This is a genomic window from Rivularia sp. PCC 7116 (assembly GCF_000316665.1).
Lineage (GTDB): Bacteria > Cyanobacteriota > Cyanobacteriia > Cyanobacteriales > Nostocaceae > Rivularia.
The window spans coordinates 4,104,482-4,127,726 of sequence record NC_019678.1; the positions used below are offsets into that span (position 1 = coordinate 4,104,482).

The following is a 23,245-nucleotide window of genomic DNA, read 5'->3' on the forward strand; positions in this document are numbered from 1 at the left end:
TTTACTATTTCTAATTCATTTGTAATTTAAATTAAATTGTCTCTCATAATGCCCAATAATCTTGCTAATTCAATCACTTCCAGCCTTCCTAGTGCAGCCTACATACACATTCCTTTCTGTCGGCGACGCTGCTTTTATTGTGATTTTCCCATATATGTGGTAGGAAACACAATCAGAGGTGAACAATCTGGTGCTATTTCTCAATATGTTGAAGTTTTATGTCAAGAAATTGTCACTCTAGAAGTCGATAGCAAATCTTTAGAAACAATTTTTTTTGGTGGTGGTACTCCTTCATTACTTTCGACACAACAATTACAAAGAATATTAGAAGTTTTAAATGGGAAATTTGGTATTGACAAATTTGCAGAAATTTCGATGGAAATAGATCCCGGTACTTTTGACTCTTACCATTTGCAAGGATATACAGATGCAGGTGTAAATCGTATTAGCTTAGGAGTGCAGGCTTTCCAAGAAAAATTATTGCAAGCTTGCGGACGTTATCACAACGTTTCAGACATTTTTGCTGCTGTCGATTTGATTCATCAAGCTGGGATCGCCAACTTTAGTATAGATTTAATTTCTGGTTTACCCTATCAAACCGAATCAATATGGCAAGAATCCTTAGAGCAAGCAATCAACATTGCCCCCGCTCACATATCTATATATGACCTCACAATCGAAGCCGGTACTGCTTTTGGACGTTATTACAAACCAGGCGATCGCCCTTTACCAACGGATGAAACAACGGTGAAAATGTACCGGATGGCGCAAGAAATCCTCAGTGAGGCAGGTTACGAACATTATGAAATTTCTAACTATGCCAAACCGGGATATCAATGCCGTCATAATCGAGTTTACTGGCAAAACAATCCTTATTACGGTTTTGGCATGGGAGCGGCAAGTTTCTATCAAGGAAAACGATTTAGCCGTCCTCGCAAAACCAAAGAATATTATGCTTGGGTAAATGATGGAAGTATAGTTGATTGCGAACTTACTACTTCCCATGAAGCTTTGTTAGAAACCTTAATGTTAGGTTTGCGTTTGGCAGAAGGTGTAAGTTTGCAAATATTAACAGAAAAATTTGGCGCGGATAAAATTGAGGAAGTGTATCAGGTATTGCAACCTTATTTCGATAAAGGTTGGGTACAAGTTATTAATGGAAGGTTGCAATTACACGATCCCGATGGATTTTTATTTTCTAACGTAGTGTTAGCAGAATTATTTGAAAAACTTTAACCTATTTTAAAAAACTGGTTTATTGTAAATATTATGAGTATAGCCCTACGCCAAGGTAAAGGGTTAAAGGTCAAAGGTCTGGATGTTTACGAATTATAGGTTTCAGCCTTTGTTAATCTCCTAATTTAATCACCTAGCGCCGTAAATAAATAATAGGTAATTATTATACTTTAATATACTTAAAAAGTTAAATTCAAAATCCAAAATCTATGTCAGAATCTACAACTAAAAAATAATGGAACCCTTTGTCAAAAATCTCATCGATATAGCAATCAGTACCTGTCAACTATTAGCCCTGTTCGTAATTTCTATAGGGCTAATCAAAGGTTTAATTATATTTTTACGAAATGCCTTATCTTTTTCAAACTCAGCTAAAATGTTCCAAGAAAGCCGGTTACAAATGGGTTACTCGTTTTCTTTAGGATTAAACTTTCTAGTTGGAGGAAGTATTCTCAGAACTACCATAACTCCTAGCTGGGAAGATATAGGAAGGTTAGCTGTAATTATTGTGATTCGCACAGTTTTAAATTACTTACTACTACAAAATATACACAAACCCGTAAGAAGAGATAGTTCATTAGCATCAGAGAATTATCAAAAATTAAACGATAAATCTTTTATTGAGAACGTGAAAGATAAAATCTAATTTTTTTTAAATAAGGGAATAGAGATAGGAAATGGGGAGAAATTAATTATTTACTCGCTACTAGCTACTAGCTACTCCTAACTCTTAATTCCTAACTCCTAACTTACCTACGGTATAATCAGCACCGGACAGGGAGAAAGATTAATTACCCGGTTAGTAACGCTATCGTGAGAACCTTCATCGGTTAATCCCAATCCACGACAGCCCATAACTATTAAACTGGCTTTAATTTCATCAGCCACATCACAAATTACGAAAGCAGGTTTACCTTCCTTTTCAAGAATCGACGCTTCTATTCCCTGACTAGAAAAAAAAGCTTGACCATCTTGAAGTAATTTTTCAACCTTTTGTGGCGATTTCATCGCATCATCATCTTTTGATTCTGACACATCAGATTCTTCCACCACGCTCAGCAAGATCAAGCTGCTTTGATGAATCTGTACTAACCCAGCCACAACCTCCGCAGCCTCCCGTGCTTCTCGACTTTGATCTACTGGAAAAAGAATTGTTTTGAACATCGGATTCCCCTGTGACACCGAAACTCTGTAAAATCTTGATAGTTCTACTTCAAAACAATAACAAAAAGGCGATCGGGAGAGCTTGATTATGGCGAAAAAAACTTTAGCAAATTTGTCTAAAACCGACTTACAAGGTAAACGCGCTTTAGTGCGGGCTGATTTTAACGTACCTTTGGATGATGCAGGTAACATTACAGACGACACCCGCATTAGAGCAGCTTTACCCACAATTCAAGACTTAATTAGCAAAGAAGCCAAAGTAATTTTAACCAGTCATTTCGGAAGACCAAAGGGCGAAGTTAAAGATAAACTACGTTTAACTCCAGTTGCTAAACGTCTTTCTGAGTTGCTGGGTAAAGATGTTGCAAAATGTGACGACTGTATTGGTGATGAAGTTACCAATAAAGTCGGGGCACTGCAAAATGGAGACGTGCTGTTATTAGAAAACGTGCGCTTCTATAGTGAAGAAGAAAAAAATGACCCCGAATTTGCGAAAAAATTAGCTTCTAATGCCGATTTATACGTAAATGATGCTTTTGGTACTGCACACCGCGCTCATGCTTCCACCGAAGGTGTAACTCGCTATTTGAGTCCTTCTATTGCTGGATATTTAATTGAGAAGGAATTACAGTATTTACAAAATGCTATCGAAAATCCCCAGCGTCCTTTAGCTGCAATCATTGGTGGTTCTAAAGTTTCCAGCAAAATCGGTGTAATTGAAACTTTACTTGACAAGTGCGACAAATTAATAATCGGTGGTGGAATGATTTTCACATTCTACAAAGCCCGTGGTTTGAATGTTGGTAAGTCTTTGGTAGAAGAAGACAAATTAGAATTAGCAAAGACTTTGGAAGCTAAAGCTAAAGAAAAAGGTGTAGAGCTATTGTTACCTACCGATGTAGTTGTAGCCGATAACTTTGCTGCTGATGCTAATTCTCAAACTGTCAGCATCGAAAATATTCCCGATGGTTGGATGGGTTTAGATATTGGCCCCGATGCCGTTAAAACGTTCCAAGAAGCTCTTGGCGACTGTAAATCAGTAATTTGGAACGGTCCTATGGGTGTATTTGAATTCGATAAATTTGCTGTTGGTACCGAAGCAATTGCTCGTACTTTAGCCGATTTGAGCAAGAAAGGTGCTACTACCATTATCGGTGGTGGTGACTCCGTTGCAGCCGTAGAAAAAGTTGGTTTAGCCGAGCAAATGAGCCATATTTCTACTGGTGGTGGTGCTAGCTTAGAACTACTTGAAGGTAAGACTTTACCTGGTATTGCAGCATTGAATGATGCTTAATTAGTTTTTAGTTTTTAGTAGGACTTACGCAACTGGCACATTTATGCTGTAGGGTGCTTGTACACAGATTAATTGTTAAGGGAATAATAAAGCAATCAGTGTACGGCACCACCCGAGTTGTGTGATGCTTGCGTAAGTCCTGTTTAGTTGTTAGTGGTTAGTGGTTAGTAGTTAGTTTTTAATTAACTATTAACTGTAGTTTCTAACTCTTTACTAACAAAAAATCTTGTGGAGTGGCTCAGTTTGGGGGAAGATGTTCTTGCTCCCAACTTAGTCACATCCTTCGGATAAACGTGGCATCTTTGCCCGCCCGTGATTATGAATAATTATAAAAATCAATGCAGCCAAAATGGTTAGAGTGGGCGCAAAAAATTCAAGCTATTGCTCAAAAAGGTCTACTTTATAACAAAAATCCGTATCAAATCGAAGATTATAAATTATTACGTAATATTGCATCGGAAATTATCTCAACTCATACTCAAATTGACCAAAGCGAAATATTAGATTTATTAGTTAAAGAAATTGGGTATCCCACACCTAAAGTTGCTGTAAGCAGTGCGGTATTTCAAGAAAATAAAATATTGTTGGTGAAACAACGTTCTGATGGATTTTGGTCTTTACCGGGTGGATTTACAGAAGTTGGAGAATCTCCGGGAGAAGTGGCAGTTAGAGAAACTTTTGAAGAATCGGGATATCAAACTAAACCGATTAAATTATTGTCTGTTTACGACAATAACAATAACAAGCACGGACATACACCTTTTCCCTACGGTTTATATAAGTTGTGTTTTCAGTGTGAAATTATTGGTGGAAAAGCAACAACCAGTATTGAAACCGAAGAAGTAGGATTTTTTGCTGAAGATAATATTCCGCCACTATCTATTAACAGGGTAACAACATCACAAATTACTCGATTATTTGAGCATTATCGCAACCCAGATTTACCGACGGATTTTGATTGATTGTCTTCATAGAGCAAATTAACTAATGTAGCCAAAATGGCTAGAATAGGCGCAAAAAATTCAAGCTACTGCTCAAAATAGCTATTCTTTCAATGCCAACTTGTCGGAGGTTCAGCTTCCACAAGCATCGAAACAGAAGATGTAGGTTTTTTCGCGGAAGATAATATTCCGCAATTGTCGTTAGGGCGTATCTTACCGAATCAAATTACCTGGCTGTTTAAACATTATCGCAATCCAGATTTAGCAGCAGACCTTGATTAATCTACTTTCAGAGAAAAATTCTTTATCTCTATATATAATTCAATAAATATACTCTATCAAAAGTAATATAAATTGGATGAACTATTACTTTTGATAGATAAGCTAAGCATAGAAGCCTGAGATATTTGTATACGGGTTATAAATTAACTCAAAATCCATAAAAACAACTTAGCGTTCTTGATTATTTAAGAGTGCTAACTTTTGCTATGGCTTGGTTAGTATGGCAGTCAAAATATAATCTTAGTTGTCTAAAGGTAGTTATCCCTAGAGTCATAATGAATTAATTATACCAATAAAGTAATTAATTCGTAATTTTAGGTAGCTATTATTTTAGATAATTTTCATGCTGTATAACCTTTTCATGTCTATACAAGATTTGCAAAATCTAAGTATAGATTGATGTAGTTTAATTTCAATTTTTTTCGTAAAGGTAATCGAACAAAGTTAATTTGATTCGATAAGATATTGCTTGCTTCAAATAAAAGGAGAAACATGGACTTGACTGAATCACAAATTTTTCAAACTGAAGCTTTTCTTCCAGTAAATCCCTTAGAAGAATTTATTCCTAGTGAAAATAATCTCAGCCTTGCTTCACTAAATACTGGAGATTATGTCAACAATCTGTCTAATGAGGATATAGCTGTTTCTAATTCGATGGATGTAGATATAGAAAGCGGTGCTTTGATAGATTCAGATAGCCTCGATGGTAGTTACGATTCAGATCAAATTACGGGAAATGAAACGGCTGTTGCTTTAGTAGGAGCTTCCGTAACAACCTCTACAAATCCAACTCCTCAAAGCAGTGGTGGCAGATTTTATTATGTTTCTCCAAGTGGTAATGATAATAATTCTGGTTCGCAAAACCAGCCTTGGAAAAGTATTAATTATGCAGTCAGCGAAGACTCTCCTATCGCTCCCGGCGATACAGTTTTAGTTCAACCAGGTACCTATACAGAATTAATTAGTCTTGGTAAATCTGGTAGCGATTCGCAAAGGATTACCCTCAAAGCTAACGGTGATGTCACATTGCGCGATCCAAATCCGAATAGCGGTGGTTTTCCAGAAGGCGTGATTCAATCCCCAGGGCAGAGTAATTGGGTAATTGATGGTTTTCGGATAGAGAATACATCCTGGGCTGGAATATCGCTCAGTGACGCAAAAAACATGACCGTTCAGAATAACGAAACTTATCAAACGGGAAGTTCTGGAATTATCGTTTTACCAAAAACTTTTTTTGGCGGTGGAGAAAGAGAAATCACCGGAAGTAATGTCAAAATACTTAACAATACTGTCGAACGAGCTAACTGGAAATGGGATGGTCCTGGAGATACAGACGGAGATCAAGAAGCACTAAGTATCTGGGGTGTTGATGGTTTTGAAGTTGCCAACAATAGAATGATAGACGGCAAGCGAGAAGGTATGGATATTAAAGTTGGTTCTCGGAACGGCTTGATTCACGGTAATTCGATAACCTCTCAAGCTCTGATTTCTGGTACGTATGACGGTTTTAGAGGTGGTGGTGCTATCTATGTAGATGGCAATCGTGCCGATTCATTTAACTTAGATATCTATAACAATGAAATCTTTTCTAACACCGCCGATGGAATAGTGATTGCAGATGAAGTTCCTAGTGTCGGAGATGTATCCGACATCAACATCTATAACAACGTTATTTATGGAAATGGAAGACGGGTAGAAAATGGTGGTAGGGGAGTTGCCATTATTAATAATGTAGAAAATGTAGAGATTGTAAATAATACTTTTGCTAACAACGTCCAAGGTGTTTATGTAGACAATAGCGGTAGGGGTTACAATCCTAGAAATGTGACGATTCGCAATAACATCTTTTCTGAAAATAGTTATCGGAATGCCTATGTGGAAGATGCCAGTAACGTCACTTTGGACAATAACTTATTTGTAAATACAGAGGAATTTGCAGATAAAACCGAAGTTCTTTATGACGGAGGAACTAGAGTTGGAAATTTCAACGCTTTTGACAATGAATTAGCCGAATCAGTTGATTTTGTGAATTCATCAGGTAATAATTATCGTCTCACATCAACTTCACCAGCAATAGATATAAGCTCGTTTTTCATTGGTAATTATGCAAAACTCGATAAAGATGGCAAGCAGCGTTTAACAGGTACTGGTGTTGATGCAGGAGCTTATGAATTTTAACAAATATTTAGTAACATCAGGTTCGGTTAATAACTTATAAGATGCTATTTATGGCGATCGCCGCGAATACATCTCAATATTAAATAATTGCGATGAGTTGCACTTTATGGTTCTTCAGTAAATTGGTGTAACTCATTTTTTATATATAGTAAATAGTGTTTATTTTATAAGTAATTTTACTGAAAAAAGCAGAAACTACCTGCGTTAAGTTTTCAAAATAATTATATTCTTATTGCTCTAAATTTAATTATACAAATAATAACTAATAACATTAAGTTTTTTCACTTATAAACTATAAAATTTTTATCAAAAAATATTTAAGTTTCAAATTTATAAGTACTCGCAATTTAAATCAGAATTAAGTGCTAGTTCTGAAGGAATAAACTTTGCAAGTGGTTAAGATTGCCTTAATCACCTTATTATCCGGTATTTCAGAAATAAGTTTTTTATTTTTTGCTGGTCAAATAAAAAATGTATACAGCTTGAATTAATAATTATTCCTACAGTGTGTTGCAGCTAAATCTATTTAAAAACAAATTCTTAATAAAAAATCTACACATGCAGTAGTTCAGTTTATTTAGATTGCTGAAATTTTGTACTGATTAATAAATCAATTTAAATCACCTCAAACATTTAATAAAATGAACAATAATAATTTGGCTTACGATTTTGCTGGAACTAATGACACTTCAAATACGAATAAAAGCTCTGTAGATTCTACAATTATAAATCCTCCTACAGCCACAATTAATGTTAATTACTATGGCTTTGAAGCTCAAAACCCTAACGATCCTGAAGAAGTTAAAAAAGTTAAAGAAGCTAAAAATGCTTTTGAATATGCAGCAACTATCTGGGAAGGATGGATAAAATCTGATGTTCCTATTGAAGTTGATGCTAAATGGATAGATTTAAATTCATACGGTCGCGATGTTCTCGGTGGGGCTGTGACTTCTTCTATTGACTTTAGAAGCAATTTCACGGGTGCAACTCAGGATGATACTTCTTATATAATGTCATTAGCCAATCACTTAGCTGGTGAAGATTTAAATGGCGGTCGTGCGGAAATTGAAGTATGGTTGAACAGCGGTTTTGATAATTGGCATCTTCCTACTGATGGAAAGCCAGGAAATAAATTTGATTTTACTACTGTCGTTTTACATGAGTTAGGGCATGGTTTTGGAATCACCGATAGAATTAATAGCAACGGTACGGGTACTAATGGAACTACAATTTTTGAGAGCTTTATAGTCGAGCTCAACAAGGATAAGGATGGTAATCCAAAGCTTGATCCATTGTCTAATGATTCCTCAGAGCTTAAAACACAATTAAGAAGCAACAACCTATTTTTTAACGGTGCAAATGCAACAGCAGCCAATGGTGGCGAGCAAGTTAAGCTATATGCACCTAGTAAGTGGGAAAATGGTTCAAGTATTGCTCATCTTGACGAGCGTACATATTCTAAAGGTAATCCAGGTTCTTTAATGACACCTAGATTAAATCCAGGTGAAGTAATTCATAATCCTGGTGCGATTACTTTAGGGGTTTTAGAAGATTTAGGCTGGGATATTAATCAGGTTGAGACACAGAACCAAGCACAACAAGCATCCGAGCCAGTGGAAACTCCGGCACCTGGATCTATTATTAATTTTCAACAAGATAAAATCACTTCCTATGTCGATCAAGACAGTTCAGCCTCTATAGTAAAAACCATAGAAAACAATCAAGGCATAGAACTTATCAACAATGGTTGGAAGAAATTTGATTTCAACTATCAAGTTACTAAAGACACAATCTTAGAATTTGAATTTAAGAGCATTATCAAAGGAGAAATTCAAGCAATCGGCTTTGAAACCAACGATAAGTTTGACGCAAATCGCGATCAAGGGCGAATATTCCAATTAGAAGGTAAAGATAAATTTGGTATTACTGACTTCAAACAAGACGTTACCGGTAAAGGTTGGCAAACTTATAAAATTAATGTTGGAGATTACTTCAACGGCGACATTGACTATCTTCTATTTACCAACGATCATGATAACGGAGCAAAGAACGGTCATAGTCAGTGGAAGAACTTGAGATTATACGAAAAAGGTCAGGAAACTCAAACACCAGCCGAATCTCAGCCACCAACAGAAACTCAAAAACCAACAGAATCTCAATCACCAGTTGAAGTTCCATCTATCAATTTTCAAGACGGTGAAATCAGTTCCTATGTCGATCAAGACGACTCAAAGTCTGTAGTAAACACTATAGAAAACAATCAAGGCATAGAAATCATCAAAAATGGTTGGAAGAAATTTGATTTCAACTATCAAGTTACTAAAGACACAATCTTAGAATTTGAATTTAACAGCCTTATCAAAGGAGAAATTCAAGCAATCGGCTTAGAAACCAACGATAAGTTTGACGCAAATCGCGATCAAGGGCGAATATTCCAATTAGAAGGTAAAGACAACTTTGGTATTACCGACTTCAAACAAGATGTTACCGGTAAAGGTTGGCAAACTTATCAAATTAAGCTTTCAGACTACTTTAGTGAAGATATCAATATCAACTATCTGCTGTTTGCAAACGATCATGATAACGGTAGCAAGAATGCCCACAGTCAGTGGAAGAACTTGAGAGTTTACGAAAAAGGTCAGGAAACTCAAAAACCAACAGAATCTCAATCACCAGTTGAAGTTCCATCTATCAATTTTCAAGACGGTGAAATCACTTCCTATGTCGATCAAGACGACTCAAAGTCTGTAGTAAACACTATAGACAACAATCAAGGCATAGAAATCATCAAAAATGGTTGGAAGAAATTTGATTTCAACTATCAAGTTACTAAAGACACCATCCTAGAATTTGAATTTAACAGCATTATCAAAGGAGAAATTCAAGCAATCGGCTTAGAAACCAACGATAAGTTTGACGCAAATAGTGATAAACAGCGAATATTTCAATTAGAAGGTAAAGACAACTTTGGTATTACCGACTTCAAACAAGATGTTACCGGTAAAGGTTGGCAAACTTATAAAATTAAGCTCTCAGACTACTTTAGTGAAGATATCAATATCAACTATCTGCTGTTTGCAAACGATCATGATAACGGTAGCAAGAATGCCCACAGTCAGTGGAAAAACTTGAGAGTTTACGAACAAAATCAACAAACTCAGCCAGAAGCAGAAACTCAACCACCAGCAGAAATTCCATCTATCAATTTTCAAGACGGTGAAATCACTTCCTATGTCGATCAAGACGACTCAAAGTCTGTAGTAAACACTATAGACAACAATCAAGGCATAGAAATCATCAAAAATGGTTGGAAGAAATTTGATTTCAACTATCAAGTTACTAAAGACACCATCCTAGAATTTGAATTTAACAGCATTATCAAAGGAGAAATTCAAGCAATCGGCTTAGAAACTGACAGCAAATTTGACGCAAATAGCGATAAAGGGCGAATATTTCAATTAGAAGGTAAAGACAACTTTGGTATTACCGACTTCAAACAAGACGTTACTGGTAAAGGTTGGCAAACTTATAAAATCAATGTTGGAGATTACTTCAACGGCGACATTAACTATCTTCTATTTACCAACGACCACGATAATGGAGCAAAGAACGGTCATAGTCAATTCCGCAATCTCAAAATTTATGAAGCAAATGCAAATCAATTCAGCAGAGCGGCAAACCAAGAAGTTGTATTAACCGTACAAGATAGTACCAACAATTACAATCTTTCTTCATACGGTGGTAAAAATCAAGATAAAGGAATATTTAACATTTATGACGATCAAACCGCAGTTGAATTAACAGGTAACAGTTGGAAGAAATTAGATATCACTAACTACAATATCACCGAGAATACTGTTCTCAAATTTGAATTTCAAAGCGCTGCGGAAGGAGAAATACAGGGCATCGGTTTTGACAATGACGATATTATCACAGATGACGATGGCGCTAACTTTTTCCAAGTCTCGGGAATTCAAGATTGGGGAAGAAAAATAAAACCAGAGTTAGAAGATGACTACACTATCGGCTCTGAATGGCAAACCTATGAAGTCAAAGTCGGAGACTATGATATAGGCGGTAATTTTAATTACTTAACTCTTGGTAACGACCATGATGTTAGTAATGCTAACGCTCACAGTCAATTCCGCAATATTTCTTTGTCTGAAATGTAAAGATTGGGGATATTAGTAATTGGTTGAAATACAACAACTGATTTCTTCCCGGCTTTATAAACGTAGACGTAGGTTGGGTTGAACCGAATGGTATCCCAGCCTACAATTTTTCGCTAATCGCATAAGTAGGATAGGAGTAATTGATTTTTTCTTTGTCTCCCATCCCTTATTTTCTTATTACTTATTTGCAGCAGCAGACATCAAACTTTCTTCAAGATTTTTCAACTGAGGTGTCAATCTTCCTCTAGGAATTTTGAGAAGTACGTGATTCTTAGCTTGAAAAGCTTTTACTAAGTATTTGCAGGCTTTTTCGGGTTCTGCATGTTCCCCGCAGGTAAACATATCTACAGCAATATAACCAATTTCGGGCCAAGTATGAACCGAAACATGAGACTCTGCCAACAGTGCCAAAGCCGTAACTCCATAAGGTTCAAACTGATGAGTCAGTTCTCTAAGCAAAGTTGAGTCAGCTTCTTTGACTCCTTCTTCCAAAGTTTTTTTAATAAAATCAACATCGTTGAGCAAATCTTTGGGACAGTCATATAGTTCCAAAATACAATGACTACCTACCGGAACCAAAGGAGTGTCTTTTTCTAAATATGATTGATTTGCCAATTTATTTCCCCACCGATTTACAACAAACCTGTCATTATATCAGTTACCAGTGAACAGTGACCACTTAGATGTCAGTCTCATCCATCTCCCCATCCTTTACGATTCCTCAACCGGGGTTGCTGTCGGGGTTGGGGTTGGTGTTGGTGTGACTTCCGGCGTAGGTGTTGGGGTTGGTGTTGGTGTAACTTCCGGCGTAGGTGTAACTTTTGGCGTAGGTGTAACTTCCGGTGTGGGTGTCGGTTCTGGTGGTGGTGCGGGGTTTTCTACCTGTAAGCGCATCCGATAATCTTGAGATTCGGATGATGTGGAAACGACAACAAATTCATAATACCCGTTTTCTCTAAGAGTACCCGACCACGAGCGTCTTGTAGAGTCTTCTAATAATACTCTTTGACCGGAAGGTGAATATATAGAGAATAATACTTGAGGAGAAGCTGTTAAATTAACTCGCATTTCTTGACCTTTGCCAAGTTGAGCGATAAAAATTTTACCTTGTAGGTTTTTGAAATTACCGCTTCTGGTGACGGTTGTATCGCCACTTTGAAATCTTAGTCTTTCAAAAGCACTGCGAGCAAATACCGCATTTACTTTGTCGAATACAAATCCATGCCAGACCTGTCCTACGGGTTTATTGATAAAGTTTTTACTTCTTTGCTCGGGGAATTCTCGGTAAAATGGTGCGTCGGCTAAATCGTATACCGAACGGCTGCCGACATTAATATTGTTAACTCTAACTTTCCAGCGATCGCGGTCTGCTGTGGTGAAGGTTCCGAGTCTACGGCGAGCGTCGGAACTAAGTTGTGACATCTTATTGAGCAATTCGCTCGCTGTTTCGTCCCATTTTTGGCGCAAGTCTTCGTCTTGGGGTTCATCGCTCAAAGTACGTCCGTTTAAGCTGGGATTTTGCTCCCAAAATCTTTGATTAACTAGTTTGACATAAAAGTTATAGTCTATACCTAGTTGCTCGCGACGTGCTTTGAGTCTTTCTTTACGTCGCCGTTCCTGCGCGGAAAATTTGGAAGGAACGGGTGGTTCTGATGATGTGGGAGTAGGTGTAGGTGTATTACCTGAGTCTGACGTTAGCTGAGAAAAGCCAAAGTAAGTTAAACCTCCTAAAATAACCATTGCAAAAAATAGCATTCCAATTTTTGCAGGTGTCCACCAAGTTGTAGATTTAGGTTGAGATTCTGAGAACCCAGGAGAAATGATTTTAGGTTGGGGAGTCGAAGGAGCCGATTCTACGGCAGGTGCAACGGCGAAAGTTTTCTGTGTTATTTGTTGGGGAAATGATTGTTGTGGTTGGTTGTTTGTAGGTGGGGGGGGGTTAAGTGCTTGTAAAACTTGATTCGCACTTTGATAGCGTTCTCCCGGTACGGCAGATATCATTTTATCTAATATTGCCCCAAATTCAGGACTAACATTAATGAATCTCCGCCACTGCCATTGCAAATTGTAGTTATCAATTAGCTCTGCTGGCTGTTTGCCTGTAAGTAAAACTAATGCTGTTGCAGCTAAAGCATATAAATCGCTGTGGGGTTCAACTGAGCCGGTTTGCATTTGTTCTGCTGGAGCATAACCGACTTTCCCTAATAAAGTAGGGATTGGGGTTGCTGGAGGATTTCCAGGTGCATAATATTGAGAAGCTACGGTTGCTACAACTTGTTTAACTCCACCAAAGTCTATTAATACTGGTAATTGGTCAGTTTTACGAAGAATTAAGTTATCGGGTGAAATATCGCGGTGAATTACACCCATTGAATGAATATAGTTTAATACCGGTAATATTTGCTGTAATAGCTGTTTTACCTCGCTCTCGCTAAATTTCATTCCTTGCTGTTGACGATTAGCTAACAAGGAACTGTAATTTTCCCCTTCTACATAATCTTGAACCAAAAATAAATACTCTTTATCCTCAATAGTGAGGCGCAAAAGTTCGCGAAAGCGCGGAATTTGAGGATGCTGTAACTTATAAAGAACGCTGGCTTCTCGTTCAAAAAGTTCTTCCGATTTTTGTAAAACGTATTCGGTTTGAACTTGAGGAGAAAATTCTTTTAAAACGCAAGGTTCCCGAAAACGGTTGATGTCTTCTGCTAAATAAGTCCGTCCAAATCCCCCTTGTCCCAATTGACGTACTACTAAATAACGTTCGCCTAAAGTCAAGCCGGGTTGAATACCAATATTAACTGGGGTATCAACCAACATTTCACCGCAGTGTAGACAAAAGCGACTAGCAGCCGGATTTTCATGTCCTTTGGAGCATTTAAGGGGTGTCATGGGAGGGTATTGAGTTAAAAATTAAGAGTATTGAGTTAAAAGTTATGAGTTAAGAGCAAAAAGTTACAGAAATCGAACTACAGTCCTGAACTGACATAATAACCTTAATCCTCCTGAGAGAACTTTAGCTAAAAGACGGGGAACGAAATTATAAAGGCAGATAAGAAAAAAGACAAAGAATTTGCAGACACAAAATAGATATCAATTGTTTTTATCTTTTAGGATTATTAATGCATGGTATAAACAAATATACTATTCAATAATTAAGATAGTTTTGAAGATTAGTTTAAGACGGCACGAGTTAGAAAGTAAATTGAACCACTAAAACCATTAGCTTGATACATAAAACTACAGCCGCAGCAATGAAATTTCCTTTAACCCAATAGCTTGAGATAATAAATTATTATTTCAACTGATTGACGAAAGTAAAACCGCAACTAATTGGTAACTGATAATTAATTTACTCGTTTGCGAACTTCCTCATCAGCGAATGCATACCAAATTTGACCAAAAGTTTGTTGCTTAAGGTTCCCCTGTCGTTCTCCGGGAAACAATTTGTCAAATTTACGATTGGTATCTCTATTTAAATCTTTAATCGTATAATTACTTAACTGCCCCGCTTCTATCTGCCGCTGCCAATTTTCATAATCTCTTCCGCTATAGCTTCCTAATTTTTCTCTGGTTTGCTGGCTCAAATTATCTCTATCTAACTTTTCGAGCAAATCTTGAGCAATATTGTACCACTTCTTCCTCAAAGCTTCGTCTTCTCGGCTTCCTGTTAAAGTACGACCGCGAGCTTGGGGATTTTGAGTATAAAAAATATCATTGACGGTGCGATTAAAAAATGATTCTGAAATTTTCAACCGCTGACGTTGACTAACAATTTTACCAATATTACTTGTTTCTTCACGGCTTAACCCCTCTTCAGAATTATTATCGTTCCCAGGCAAACTAGGCAATTCAACTTTGGGAAACTCTGGCAAAGAAAAAGAAGTTACTGCGTTGATAACTCCACTAATTAACGCCCAGGTACCAGCAAAAACTAAAACAACGACGCTAGTACTTACCAAACTGACGAAAAAAGGACGCAGCCAAATAGGTAAATGGATGGCTTGAGCAAAAGCTTGAGTCTTGTTGTGAAATTGAGTTGCAACTGCACCAGCACCTTTGCGCCCAGGAGCAACTACAGCCGTATGAATCTTGCTAATATTAGGATTTACGGGTTTAGCAGGAGACGAAACAGGAGTAGTAGACTGTAAATCTTTTAACACTTGCTCCGCACTTTGGTACCTATCGTTGGGTTTATGAGCAACCATCTTCTTCAGTACCGCTTCAAAGTTGCCGCTAATTTTTATACTTTCCCCCCAACGCCACGTACCCTGATAACTGTCGTAAAGTTTCTGCGGTTCCTGTCCGGTAAGTAACACTAAAGCCGATACTCCCAAAGAGTATAAATCACTGCTGTGAAAGGCTTTACCCTGACGCAACTGTTCTTCAGGAGCGTAACCCTTTTTACCCAATAAAGTGCGATTTACCGGCAGTTGGGTAAACCATAATCCTTGAGAAGCCGGTAGTTGCTTGACACCGCCAAAATCAATTAAAACTGGCAAATTATCCGCTGTACGTAAAATTAAGTTATCTGGCGAAATATCGCGGTGAACAACATCTTTGGAGTGGATGTAACTTAATACTGGCAGAATTTGCGTCAACAAATGAAATACTTCTTCTTCACTAAAACATCGTCTTTCATTAAGACGCTTCTCTAATAAATCCTGATAGTTTTCACCTTCAATATAATCTTGGATCAAAAAGAAAAAATCTTTGTTACGTAACTTTACCTGTAGCGAACAATGCAAGCGGGGAATTTGTGAATGCTCAAGCTGCTTAAGTACGCTAGCTTCTCTTTCAAATAATTCCTTGGCTTTAATTAAATCTTTATCTTCTTCTACTTGGGGTGCAAATTCCTTCAGCACGCAGTTTTGAGAAGAATTATGCATATCTTCCGCTAAATAAGTACGTCCGAAACCTCCTTGACCAAGTTGACGTACAATTTTATAACGGTCAATAATAACCTCCCCAGAAGGAAGAGGCAAAGGTTCGCCACATATAGTACAAAAGCGGTTATTTGAAGAGTTAACGTGGTTTCGAGTGCAATAAACCTGCATGATGCCCAAAATTTAAAGGGTTTTTGCTAATAACTACAAGATAGCGAACATAATTTACGTATAATCTCTAAGAATTAATCATCGGGCATGGGGCATAGGGCATTAAGAATAAAAAGTTATGAGTTAGGAGTTATAAGTAGCAAGTAGCAAGTAGCAAGTAGGAAGTTGCTAATTATTCTCTTCCAATACCCATTCCCAACCACCAATTACCCATTACCTATCACCAATGCCCAATACCCAATTCCCATTCCCAATTACCCATCTAATAACAGGTCATAATAATCCGTTTTTTTGACTTCAACAAGACTTATGAACTACCAACAGCAAAGTCAACGCGCAATTGAGGGGTTCGAGAACTTTTTAAATACTCCTCTCGAAAATTTATTACAACAGCATATTACTAAAAACCCTGCTAGTGAAATTATCAGTTTATTCCAGGATGTGGCTGCAAATGTACCTGCGTATAAAGATTTTTTGACGCAACAGCATATTAATCCCGAACAAATTCAAACTTTTGATGATTTTCAAAAATTACCACCACTTACCAAAGATAATTACCTTAGATGCTATCCTTTAGCGGATTTCTGCCGTCATGGAAAAATTGAAAGCTGCGATACTATAGCAGCCTCATCAGGCTCCACAGGTAAACCTACCTTCTGGTTGCGCTTCTTTACGGATGAGTTGGCGATCGCTACCCGGTTTGAGCAAATATTTTACGATAGTTTTTTTGCGGATACTAAATCGACTTTAGCCGTAGTTTGCTTTGCATTAGGCACTTGGGTAGGGGGAATGTTCACCTATAATTGCTGTCGCTATCTTTCTAGCAAAGGTTATCCAGTGACTGTAATCTCTCCAGGAACAAACAAAGCTGAAATTTTACGAGTAGTAGAAGAATTAAGTCCAAATTTTGAACAAACTGTTTTATTAGGATATCCGCCTTTTCTCAAAGATGTAATTGATACGGCTATTGCTAAGGGTATGGAATTGAAACCCCGTAAGCTTAAATTTGTAATGGCTGGAGAAGTATTTAGTGAAGAATGGCGGAATTTAGTCGGGGAAAGAGTTGGCTCCCAAAACCCATGTTATGATTTTGCATCTTTATATGGCACTGCTGATGCTGGGGTTTTAGGTAATGAAACACCTTTAAGTATTCGTATCCGGCAATTTTTAGCAGAAAATCCCGAAGCTGCACGCAATTTATTTGGAGAATCCCGTTTACCGACTTTAGTTCAGTATGACCCGATAAATCGTTTTTTTGAAGTGATTCCAAATTCTTCTAATTCCAATCATCAAGGAATTTCCAGAGGTACGCTGCTATTTTCTGGAGATAATGGAGTTCCCTTGATACGTTACAACATTTTAGATAATGGCGGAATAATTACTTATGATGCCATGATGGAGTTTTTATCTGAATATGGATTTAACCCTGTAGAAGCACTATCAAATAACAGAGGAATTCGTAATCTACCTTTCGTTTTCGTTTTTGGACGCTCGAATTTTACTATTTCCTACTTTGGTGCAAATATCTACCCAGAAAATATCAAAGTTGGTTTAGAACAACCTGTAATCAGAGATTGGGTAACGGGTAAATTCGTAATGCAAATACAAGAAGATACTGATAAAAATCGTTTTTTATTTATTGCTATAGAATTAGCACCGGAAGTTAAAGCTAATGAAGAGAAAAAACAAGCTGTAGCGGATTCGATTCTAACTCAACTCAAAAGACTTAACAGCGAATTTGCAAATTACGTTCCCTCAGAGTATCAAACACCTCAAATAGAATTATTACCAATGGGAGAACCAAATTATTTTCCTCAAGGCGTAAAGCATCGCTACACTCGGAGTTAGCAAGATAGGAGAGGGCAGGGAAGGAATTGGGAATGATTTTTTCGTGCCCAATGCCCCATGCCCTATGCCCTATGCCCTATTCCCTTTTATAAATCGGGAGGCAAAATAACGTTGTCGATGACGTGAATTACACCGTTGCTAGCACTAACATCCGGCTGTACTACGGTAGCGTCATTTACCTGCACGCCTGTAGCTGGGTCAACTTTGACGCTAATTGGTCCACCTTCAACGCTTTTGACTTCACCTGATTTCAAATCGGTCGAAAGCACTCTACCTGGTACTACGTGATAAGTCAGAATTTTTACCAATACTTCTTTATTTTCTGGCTTTAACAAATCTTGTACGGCATCTTGCGGTAACTTCGCGAATGCTGCATCGCTGGGTGCAAAAACTGTAAAGGGACCATCTCCCTTCAAAGTCTCTACCAATCCTGCTGCTTTCAAGGCTTTAGTAAGCATTGTAAATGAAGGATTGGACTCAGCAACACTTATAATATCTTCACCTTCTGTCCCGGCCGAAGGTTGGGGTGTTTCCTCTGCCCCTGAATCAGGTATAGTTGCTGGGGGTGCAGTTGGAACTTCTGTTCCTGGTAATGGAGGCACGCCACCCGGAACTGGCGCTGGTTCTGGTACTGTTGATGGTGGTAGCGGCGCAGGTGAAGTTGAAGGGGCGTTATTTCCACAAGCCGCACGGTTATAAGGACATTCATCCAATATACTTGGTCTGGGATTTAGTACCCCACCGTTTTGTGCTAATAAAGTTTTATTCGGTTTGTCACTCTTGGAAGTCCGTATAACCGATGAGTTAGTGTTATCAGCACTTACGGTCACTGCTTGAGAGCGATTATAAGGAGCTTCTGTAAAAACACTGGGGTTAGGATTGAGCGCGTTGTTCGCCTTCACAGGCAAACCGATCAGTAAACCGATGCTTGTCACTCCCACAATGCCAGTTATTTTAGTCAGCAAATTGCTGTAGTATACCTTCATAACGATTTTATCTGGCTTTTATTCCACACTTTACATAAAAATCTTATACCATTTTCTTAGGCAAAAAATCTAACTCGCAAAGTTTGATTTTTATCGTATTATGGCAATACTGTTGATAGTGCATCTAAGAAAAAAAACGTCTAATTAACTTTACTTATAGCGGCATAAACAGAATTTAACAGCAATCATCCTTGATTAATATTTTATTTGCGTAGAGTATTTTTGTAGTTATTGTAGCATAATAATATTATATCCATATATTTTTGACTTCAACTGAAGCCGACTTTTATCAAATTAAAAAAAATCAGAAATATTGATTCTCTATTTTGGGAAATATTTTATTTATAATTTTGAAATTATCACTTAGATCTAAATAGCCAAACTTGTTACTACGGAAGGGTTTGCGCTCTGCGCTTCAAAAATAATCGCGAAATGAGCGTTGTTAAGAAATAATTAACTTTTCTGTTCCTAATATTGTATTAAAGGCGGTAGTTGTTTCGCGCTTTAATTTAATTATCTGCCTATAAATGTCTATATTCAAATTTATATAATGCTTGCATTGAATCAGTCAGAAATTCATATCTCTACAGACATAATCCGCAAGTAAGAAATTTTCCGCCTATAGCTCGAACATATTATTAACAAAAATAAAGTTGTAGAATTTATAGGTCAACAAATTACCGGCAAACTAATCATGTTAGAGTTGTACCAATTTGAACTTTCTCAGTACTCAGAAAAAGTTCGTTTGATTCTAGACTATAAAGGTCTGGAATACCGCAAAATAGAGGTGACACCGGGTATCGGTCAAGTTGAGCTATTTCAAAAAACAGGGCAACGTCAAGTACCAGTACTTAAAGATGGCAATAAATATATAGCTGATTCTACTGAAATAGCTAAGTATATAGATGCACAGCATCCCGAGCGTCCTTTGATTCCTCAAGACCCTAAAACTCGGGGATTATGCTTAATGATGGAAGAATGGGCGGATGAATCTATCGGCACCAAAAGTAGAAAAGCTTTATTTTCTGCCATTAGTAAAGACCAGTATTTGCGTAAAGCGTTATTGCCTAACTCTACACCAGACCTACTAAAAACCTTAGTAGAAGGAGTTCCTCCTGATATTTTAAAAGTGTTAGGTGTAGGTGTAGGTTACAGCCCCGATGTCGTACAGGGCGCAATGAGAGACTTAGAGCAAGATTTAGAAGCTTTGACATTAATATTAGAAAGCAGCCCCTATTTATTAGGAGATGAACCCTGTCTGGCTGATTTTGCAGTCGCTGGTTTATCTGTGTTATTAAAATTCCCAGATGGTAATTATTTAGATTTACCAGACACGATTAAAGGTAAAGGAGTACCCGGTTTAGCAGACAATCCGATTTATCAACCGTTTTTTGACTGGCGCGATAGACTTTACGTTCAATTCCGTAAACCAATAATCGGTTCTACAATTAACAGTCCGAGTGCCCCGACATCTATTCAGATTGATTAAATAATTGGTAATTGGTAATGGGAAGTTGGGAATTGGGTAATTGACTCAATAACAAACTAACAATTATTGATAATTAGGTTGAGACAGAAGCGAACGGTTAAAAGTTACAGCTTTGCAGTCTTCTAGAAAGATGAGTTGTTATCCGGCTGACTTTTATATGCTTGGGTAATTAATTCAGATATTTCAAGCTAATTCCCAATTACCAATTACCCATTACCCATTCCCAATTTTATTAAAATTTGTTCGTACAATTGTTCGCATTATTAATACAGTGCAATTAAAATTCTTTAAAGAAGAAAGAATAAAATTATGCGTTGATTTGTATGGATTCTATTAGCAGACAGCCATTAGGTTCGGTTACTCAAGGTTCTTTAACTGGGGGTTTAGAAGTTAGGTTGCACCCGGATATTTTGGTTGAGGATATGCGGGTAGGCAAGTTTCTGGTTGTTCAAGGTATGCGATCGCGATTCTTCTGTATGCTGACGGATGTAGCCTTGGGAATAGCTAACCAAAGGATTGTCGCTTATCCTCCGAGTTGGGAAGATACTTTTATGCGCGATATTCTGGCAGGAAGCGGTACTTACGGTACCATCAATCTCGCGCCGATGTTGATGTTTACCCCGGAATCGAATGAAGATAATTCCAATGTAGATGGTAAGTCTGCAAAGTTAAAAGAAGCTGTAAATACTAGTTTGGCATCGTTTCAAGCACAAACTAGCACTACGATGGAATTGATGCCAGTTAAAACAATTCCGACTCATTTCAGTCAAGTTTACGAAGCTTCACAAGATGATTTTCGTCGAGTTTTTGGCTGGGAAGACGATCCACACAGAAAGAATTTTTCCATTGGTAAACCTTTGGATATGGATGTACCCGTCTGTATCGACTTAAATAAGTTTGTCGAAAGAAGTAATGGCGTTTTTGGTAAATCTGGAACCGGTAAATCTTTTCTAACTCGCTTACTTTTAGCTGGGACTATTCGTAAGAATGCAGCGGTAAATTTAATTTTCGATATGCACTCGGAATACGGTTGGGAAGCGGTTTCCGAAGGTAAAAATTTGAGTACAGTCAAAGGCTTAAAGCAGTTATTTCCCAACAAAATAGAAGTTTACACTCTTGACCCGGAATCTACAAAACGCCGAGGAGTTCCTCACGCTCAAGACCTTTATTTAAGTTACGACCAAATCGAAGTTGAAGATATTAAGTTATGTTCTCGCGATTTAGGACTTTCCGATGCGAGTATTGATAATGCCAATATTTTATGTGCTGAATTCGGTAAATCTTGGATTGTTCAATTGTTGAATATGACAAACGAAGAAATCAAGATGTTTTGCGAAGAAAAACGAGGACACCAAGGTTCGATTACCGCATTACAGCGCAAGTTATTGCGAATGGACAATTTAAAGTACATGCGTGCAGCTTGTCCGCACAACTATATTAATCAAATTATGCGTTCCCTTGAAGCCGGGAAAAATGTTGTAGTGGAATTTGGTTCTCAATCGGATATGCTTTCCTACATGCTGGTGACAAACATGATTACTCGCCGCGTTCACCAGCAATATGTTCGTAAAGCAGAAAAATTCCTCCAAACTAAAAATCCCGTTGATAAACCATTACAGTTGATGATTACTATCGAAGAAGCACACCGTTTCCTCGATTCAGCAATAGTACAAAGTACAATTTTTGGTACTATAGCCCGTGAAATGCGGAAATATTTCGTTACTTTATTAGTAGTAGACCAAAGACCTTCGGGGATAGATAATGAAGTTATGTCCCAAGTTGGTACCCGCATCACCGCTTTACTCAACGACGAGAAAGATATCGACGCTATTTTTACAGGAGTTTCCGGTGCTGGTGGTTTGAAATCGGTATTGGCAAAATTAGATTCAAAACAGCAAGCATTAATTTTAGGTCATGCTGTCCCTATGCCGGTAGTAGTTCGTACCCGTCCTTACGATACCGCCTTTTATCAAGAAATTGGCGATCCAGATTGGGAAGGAAAACCAGATGAAGAAGTTTTTGCAGCAGCCGAATTAGCAAAAGCAGATTTAGGATTTTAGTCAGTGAGCAGTGAGCAGTGAGCAGTGAGCAGTGAGCAGTGAGCAGTGAGCAGTGAGCAGTGAGAAAATTTTTCCTTATCTCTACTTTCTTCTCCTACCCTTTCCACATATACAAATGTAGTTTATTTTACTTGACCCTGTTTCTAAATAGTGGGAGGGTAATATTATTCATTTCCTTTCTCAACTTGAAATTCGATGAATGGTACTCATTGATTTATTGAAGCAAACGATACATTGTAATAAAGCGCTTTTCTTAAATCCGAAACTAACCTTCAGATAGATCGGGCTTAGCATAAATTAGCGCGAAAATACTGATTAAAAGACAATCTATTAACTACAAATCCGCAATTATTGATTCCGCAATCAATTAATTTAGTAACATCCACCCATGACAAATCCCCTTAAGTTCGGTTATCTGGCTATTTCAAGAGAACCGGATTGGCTATTTTCGCGTCACTATATATATATCACCCGCCAAAAAATACAAATGATTCCGGTGTTTTGGCAAATGAACCCTTAATACACTATAATGGGAAGATTT

General features: G+C 37.6%; 14 protein-coding genes. 9 read left to right on the top strand and 5 right to left on the bottom strand.

Annotation, left to right across the window (positions count from 1 at the left end; genetic code table 11):
- Window positions 1-48: 48 nt before the first annotated feature.
- Window positions 49-1,236, top strand: a complete 1,188-nt coding sequence (gene hemW, locus RIV7116_RS16010; protein WP_015119339.1) for a radical SAM family heme chaperone HemW — start codon at window positions 49-51, stop codon at window positions 1,234-1,236.
- Between the two features lie 235 nt (window positions 1,237-1,471).
- Entirely contained in the window at window positions 1,472-1,882 is a 411-nt protein-coding gene (locus RIV7116_RS16015) for a DUF1622 domain-containing protein (RefSeq protein WP_015119340.1), read from the top strand.
- Between the two features lie 107 nt (window positions 1,883-1,989).
- On the opposite strand, the gene RIV7116_RS16020 is transcribed toward RIV7116_RS16015, so the two are convergent.
- Window positions 1,990-2,400, bottom strand: a complete 411-nt coding sequence (locus RIV7116_RS16020) for a universal stress protein (RefSeq protein ID WP_015119341.1) — start codon at window positions 2,398-2,400, stop codon at window positions 1,990-1,992.
- An 88-nt stretch (window positions 2,401-2,488) separates the two neighbouring features.
- Between RIV7116_RS16020 and pgk the strand changes: the two genes are divergently transcribed.
- The 4 genes from pgk to RIV7116_RS16040 all read left to right on the top strand — a co-directional run bounded on the left by pgk (window position 2,489) and on the right by RIV7116_RS16040 (window position 11,267).
- Window positions 2,489-3,694 carry a phosphoglycerate kinase gene (gene pgk, locus RIV7116_RS16025; protein ID WP_015119342.1) on the top strand — a complete coding sequence of 402 codons (1,206 nt, stop codon included), beginning with the start codon at window positions 2,489-2,491 and terminating at the stop codon, window positions 3,692-3,694.
- Window positions 3,695-4,032: 338 nt separating this feature from the next.
- A complete protein-coding gene (locus tag RIV7116_RS16030; protein WP_015119343.1) occupies window positions 4,033-4,656 on the top strand; it encodes an NUDIX hydrolase in 624 nt (207 codons plus the stop codon).
- Window positions 4,657-5,409: 753 nt separating this feature from the next.
- Complete coding sequence (locus RIV7116_RS16035; RefSeq protein WP_015119344.1) at window positions 5,410-7,095, top strand: nitrous oxide reductase family maturation protein NosD; 1,686 nt, start codon at window positions 5,410-5,412, stop codon at window positions 7,093-7,095.
- Window positions 7,096-7,736: 641 nt separating this feature from the next.
- On the top strand, window positions 7,737-11,267 hold the full coding sequence (locus RIV7116_RS16040) for a DUF1388 domain-containing protein (RefSeq protein ID WP_015119345.1): 3,531 nt from the start codon (window positions 7,737-7,739) through the stop codon (window positions 11,265-11,267).
- 177 nt (window positions 11,268-11,444) lie between these two features.
- Here RIV7116_RS16040 and speD read toward each other — a convergent pair whose 3' ends face one another.
- The 3 genes from speD to RIV7116_RS16055 all read right to left on the bottom strand — a co-directional run bounded on the left by speD (window position 11,445) and on the right by RIV7116_RS16055 (window position 16,321).
- Window positions 11,445-11,882: an adenosylmethionine decarboxylase gene (speD, locus tag RIV7116_RS16045; protein WP_015119346.1), complete on the bottom strand. Its 438-nt coding sequence runs from the start codon at window positions 11,880-11,882 to the stop codon at window positions 11,445-11,447.
- A 96-nt stretch (window positions 11,883-11,978) separates the two neighbouring features.
- Window positions 11,979-14,156 carry a serine/threonine-protein kinase gene (locus tag RIV7116_RS16050; protein WP_015119347.1) on the bottom strand — a complete coding sequence of 726 codons (2,178 nt, stop codon included), beginning with the start codon at window positions 14,154-14,156 and terminating at the stop codon, window positions 11,979-11,981.
- Window positions 14,157-14,611: 455 nt separating this feature from the next.
- Window positions 14,612-16,321 (bottom strand): serine/threonine-protein kinase, encoded by a 1,710-nt coding sequence (locus RIV7116_RS16055; protein ID WP_015119348.1) that lies wholly within the window; start codon window positions 16,319-16,321, stop codon window positions 14,612-14,614.
- A 309-nt stretch (window positions 16,322-16,630) separates the two neighbouring features.
- Between RIV7116_RS16055 and RIV7116_RS16060 the strand changes: the two genes are divergently transcribed.
- Window positions 16,631-18,169, top strand: coding sequence for a phenylacetate--CoA ligase family protein (locus tag RIV7116_RS16060; RefSeq protein WP_015119349.1), 1,539 nt, complete (start codon window positions 16,631-16,633; stop codon window positions 18,167-18,169).
- An 86-nt stretch (window positions 18,170-18,255) separates the two neighbouring features.
- On the opposite strand, the gene RIV7116_RS16065 is transcribed toward RIV7116_RS16060, so the two are convergent.
- Window positions 18,256-19,155, bottom strand: a complete 900-nt coding sequence (locus RIV7116_RS16065) for a fasciclin domain-containing protein (RefSeq protein WP_015119350.1) — start codon at window positions 19,153-19,155, stop codon at window positions 18,256-18,258.
- 694 nt (window positions 19,156-19,849) lie between these two features.
- Between RIV7116_RS16065 and RIV7116_RS16070 the strand changes: the two genes are divergently transcribed.
- Both RIV7116_RS16070 and RIV7116_RS16075 read left to right on the top strand, forming a co-directional pair.
- Entirely contained in the window at window positions 19,850-20,644 is a 795-nt protein-coding gene (locus RIV7116_RS16070) for a glutathione S-transferase family protein (protein WP_015119351.1), read from the top strand.
- Between the two features lie 323 nt (window positions 20,645-20,967).
- The gene (locus RIV7116_RS16075; protein WP_015119352.1) at window positions 20,968-22,704 is read left to right on the top strand and encodes an ATP-binding protein; all 1,737 of its coding nucleotides are present in this window, start codon (window positions 20,968-20,970) and stop codon (window positions 22,702-22,704) included.
- Window positions 22,705-23,245 lie beyond the last annotated feature (541 nt).